Below are 4,072 nucleotides of genomic sequence, written 5' to 3' on the forward strand. Positions count from 1 at the left end.
CAAAAAGCGATCGAGTTTCATCAACAGTCCTTAGCAATCACACGGGAAATCGGTGATCGGGGGGGTGAAGCGTCTTCCTACAATAATTTAGGCGCTGTTTACTATTCCCTAGGAGAATACCAAAAAGCGATCGAATTTCATCAACAGTCCTTAGCAATCGATCGGGAAATCGGTGATCGGGGGGGTGAAGCGAATTCCTACGGTAATTTAGGCAATGTTTACGGTTCCCTAGGAGAATACCAAAAAGCGATCGAGTTTTATCAACAGTCCTTAGCAATCACACGGGAAATCGGTGATCGGGGGGGTGAAGCGTCTTCTTGGTTTAATCTGGGAGTTACCTACTATAAACTCAAACGTATAGCGGAAGCGAAAGAAGCAATTCTTCAAGCGCGGAAATTATTTCAAGCATTGGGGTTAGCAGGATATGTTCAAAAGTGCGATCAGGCAATTCGGCAATTATAATTAACCAGTCATGATCGAGTAAAATTTTGTTGCTTACCCCTTGACTTTTGCTTGTTTTAATGATAGGAATTAGCGGACTTGATTGCTTATCTCACCCGATTTTAAGCCAAAACTCGTTAAAAACCGCCATAACGTTCCTCTAACCAGGGATCACCTCGTCGATGGTAGCCATTACGTTCCCAGAAACCCAATTGCTCTCGATCGAGAAATTCTAAGCCATTAATCCATTTAGAACTTTTCCAAGCGTAGAGATGGGGAACAACTAAGCGCAGCGGACCACCGTGGTCGGGGGGTAAAGGTTGACCAAACAGTTGAAAAGCGAAAAAATTATCCTCGTGCAGGAACTCCTCTAGGGTCAGGTTAGTGGTATAACCGCCATAACAGTGTTGCATGACGTGGGTAGCTTCCGGCAACAGGTCAATTAAGGTCATAAAATCCGATACCTTAACTCCCGTCCAAGTCACATCTAATTTTGACCAACGGGTGACACAGTGAAAATCCTTGGTAAATTCCCACTGCGGTAGGGCCATAAAATCCGACCAGTTAAAAGTTTTAGTCGTGGCCACTTTTCCCCAAACCTTGAACAACCAGTCCTCGGTCTTGATTTGGGGAGTATCTCCATAGGTAAGCACAGGAAAACCACTAGCGAGATATTGGCCCGGGGGAACTCGGTCTTGATCGGGAGATTCTGGTTTTTTAAAGAATTTGCCTAACATTAGTTGAGACTCACAACGAACACCCTAAACAAATCTTAAAATATTAGGGAGCGAAAAGGTTTTCTATACCTCACTCCCCACCATCAAGTTATCACACCGTCCTAGACTTGGAGGACATTTATTCGGTGTTAAGAGCGAACTACAGCCAAATTTTTCCAGCAACTGAAGACTGATAGGAATATTATTCCTCGTCCTCCTCTTCCTCTTCCTCTTTAGTGGGATAGACAAAGCTGTTAGAACGACCAGAAAGGACAGATTTACCCAAAGATAAGGCTTTTTGCGCTTCCCGTGCCGCTTGCTTTCTCCAGTGCGCTCTCCGTTGGTCGCGCTTGGCATTTGAGGTTTTCTTCTTGGGACAAGCCATAGTATTTTAACGATAGTTATAGACTCACAACCTTTCTATTCTACTCCCTATTTCCCTAATCGGCTCGCTCACTTGTCTGATTCCCTTGCTCACTACTGCCCAAAATATTGATAAAAATTAATAATTATCATCGGCTTACCTATTTAGGGTTTGCTGAATAAATCTAAAAACCTTATTCAACAAGGTTTTTAGACTTTTTTTCCCTCAAAAAGTGCCGACCCTTGGAGTGATTGGGGGGAAAATTCAGGGACTTTTTCCCTGAAAATTAGGTAATTGACCACCTGAAAATGGGTAAAACCCCAACCCCCACACCCCACACCCCCAACCCCCAACCCCCACACCCCACACCCCCACTTCTCCAACTCCTTTAATCTTTCCTACGATTCTGGGTATCTCTAAAGATAGATAAACAGCCAAGGGATATCTATGTCACTAGAAAAAGGATTAAAATGTCTGCAGCTAAAGGATTACGCAAGGGCTGTAGAATTACTGGAAGAATATTGCCAACAGTCAGCTAATTTTTATTCTCCCCTATATATTCAAGCTAAAATGGCTCTTGCTCGGGCCTATCGCGGCAATAATCAACGGCAACAAGCGATCGTCTTAGCTCTGGAATTAGAAAATCATCTTGATCAGGAAGTTAGTCAGTGGGCCAAACGATTACTGACAATCTTTAGAGCTGAACAAAAAACCATCGGTATTGCAACTAATGGGGTCAAATTTCGATCGCTGCCCAAGGCAGCACGAGCAGCACGGGTAAATGTCCGGTTGTCCCGGACTATCCCCGAAAATAGACTTATTTTTGCTAAACTATTGACAATTACGGCTTTTTATGCTATAATATGTGGTCTTTTTTTTGTAATTACCCTTTTTCTCCTCATCCCTGCGGGGAAGGGTGTAATTATTGCCTTGCTCTTGACCGGTTTCTTAGGCGGACTCATCCTTTTTATCGCCCCGAATCTAATTGATTGGACACAAAAACGTCTTTATCGAGTGCGTTGGGTGTCCTTAGCGGAAATTAAACGCTATAGCCCAGAATCGGCGGCGGTAATTGGGCGTGTATGCCGAGAAAAAGGGTTAAAACCGCCAAAACTAGGCATTATCGAAGACGGACATCCCCTCGCTTTTACCTATGGCTCTCGACGGGGTAATGCTTGCTTAGTAGTTAGCAGAGGTTTATTTACCTATCTCGACGATGAGGAAGTAGCGACGGTATATGCTCATGAATTAGGGCATATTTGGCAGGGAGACTTTGCCCTGATGACTATCTGTGCTAGTTTCGACCATTTAAGCTGTTATATCGATTCTTTTGCCCAAAATCAAGGTAATAATTTTAAAGACACAGTTTTTCTAGCCCTTCTCTCATCAATTATCACCATTTTTAGGCCAATTATTGTTTTTTGCTGTCTTTATCTGTCTCGTACTAGAGAATACTTCGCCGATCATTTTGCTGCCCAAGTTACTGGTAATCCCAATGCTTTGGCCCGCGCTTTAGTAAAAATTGCCTTTGGTTTAGTCCAAGAAACTGCCCAGTTTAGTCCCCTGTCATTGAGTACAAATGTATTAAATATTGCCCTGGAGCAGGATGCGATCATTGCCGGTAACGTTTATGGTATCGCATTGGAGTCTCGCCGGATCGGACAGAGTTTTCTCTGGGATATATATAACCCTTGGGCAAAATGGTTAGAGTTGCAATCTAATCATCCCCTGACTGGTGAAAGGATTCGCGCTTTAGCTAACTATGCCCGACAGATGGATCTAGATATAGAATTTAGTCTGAGGGGAGTATTACGTCAAGAAATGGAATTAGATTCCAAGAAACTCTATCAAAACTTTTTTCTACGACTGTGTTTATATTATGCTTCGGGACTAGGCTTTATTATTGGGGTTGTCATAGCTGGTTTTCTTTGGCTGAAATTTAGCTCTTGGGGTGCATTGGGCCTAATTTTAGTCGGTGGGGGTTTGGGTATAATTATCAATCAATTAGCCAGTTATCCTCCTCTCAAAAATGCTAGTTTCAGCGATATTTTTGCTTTAACTGATAATCCTTACAGTCATCCCCTCTCAGCTATCCCCGTCCGACTCCGCGGTGAGTTAATTGCTCAAGGAAAGAATTTCTTTCTTAAAGATAGCACCGGCATAATTCCCCTCGCTCCTAACTATCGTTTTGGTTTTTGGCATAAAATCAGGACTACTAACTCCCTCATGGTAGAAATAAATAATACATCTGTACAAGTTCTCGGTTGGTTTCGTCGCGATTTATCTCCTCGTCTGGAATGGAGTCAAATAACTCACTCTGGCGGAAATATTCGGGTTTATCCCCGTTTTTGGTCTTTGGTTAGCGGTTTTGGCTTATTAGTCTCCGGTTTAATTATCGAAAATTTGCGTTGAAAACCCCGTCCTTTGAGGACGGCTTTAAGCTACAATGGAAAAAGCGATAACCAAGCTAAAAACTGAACCTTGACCACAGATAGTAGGGGGTTTCGTTCAGAAAAGACTTCAAATTCGGCCTTGAACGAGTAAAACTTTC

General features: G+C 42.9%; 4 protein-coding genes. 2 read left to right on the forward strand and 2 right to left on the reverse strand.

What is annotated here, in order from left to right; translation table 11 throughout:
• A partial coding sequence (locus tag IM319_RS19285) for a tetratricopeptide repeat protein (RefSeq protein WP_287736603.1) occupies window positions 1–462 on the forward strand: 462 nt, incomplete at its 5' end.
• A 116-nt stretch (window positions 463–578) separates the two neighbouring features.
• On the opposite strand, the gene IM319_RS19290 is transcribed toward IM319_RS19285, so the two are convergent.
• Both IM319_RS19290 and rpmF read right to left on the reverse strand, forming a co-directional pair.
• The gene (locus tag IM319_RS19290; protein ID WP_287736604.1) at window positions 579–1,178 is read right to left on the reverse strand and encodes a sulfite oxidase-like oxidoreductase; all 600 of its coding nucleotides are present in this window, start codon (window positions 1,176–1,178) and stop codon (window positions 579–581) included.
• Window positions 1,179–1,359: 181 nt separating this feature from the next.
• The gene (gene rpmF / locus IM319_RS19295) at window positions 1,360–1,542 is read right to left on the reverse strand and encodes a 50S ribosomal protein L32 (RefSeq protein ID WP_287736605.1); all 183 of its coding nucleotides are present in this window, start codon (window positions 1,540–1,542) and stop codon (window positions 1,360–1,362) included.
• A gap of 426 nt (window positions 1,543–1,968) precedes the next feature.
• On the opposite strand from rpmF, the gene IM319_RS19300 reads away from it, so the two are divergent.
• On the forward strand, window positions 1,969–3,933 hold the full coding sequence (locus tag IM319_RS19300) for a M48 family metalloprotease (protein WP_287736606.1): 1,965 nt from the start codon (window positions 1,969–1,971) through the stop codon (window positions 3,931–3,933).
• Window positions 3,934–4,072 lie beyond the last annotated feature (139 nt).

This window comes from Microcystis sp. M113S1 (genome assembly GCF_020246945.1).
In the GTDB taxonomy this organism is placed as follows: Bacteria; Cyanobacteriota; Cyanobacteriia; order Cyanobacteriales; family Microcystaceae; genus Microcystis.

Bases quoted from the DNA above. Each gene is read 5' to 3' on its own strand.
- IM319_RS19290 (WP_287736604.1), bottom strand. From the start codon at position 1,178: ATGTTAGGCAAATTCTTTAAAAAACCAGAATCTCCCGATCAAGACCGA.
- rpmF (WP_287736605.1), bottom strand. From the start codon at position 1,542: ATGGCTTGTCCCAAGAAGAAAACCTCAAATGCCAAGCGCGACCAACGG.
- IM319_RS19300 (WP_287736606.1), top strand. From the start codon at position 1,969: ATGTCACTAGAAAAAGGATTAAAATGTCTGCAGCTAAAGGATTACGCA.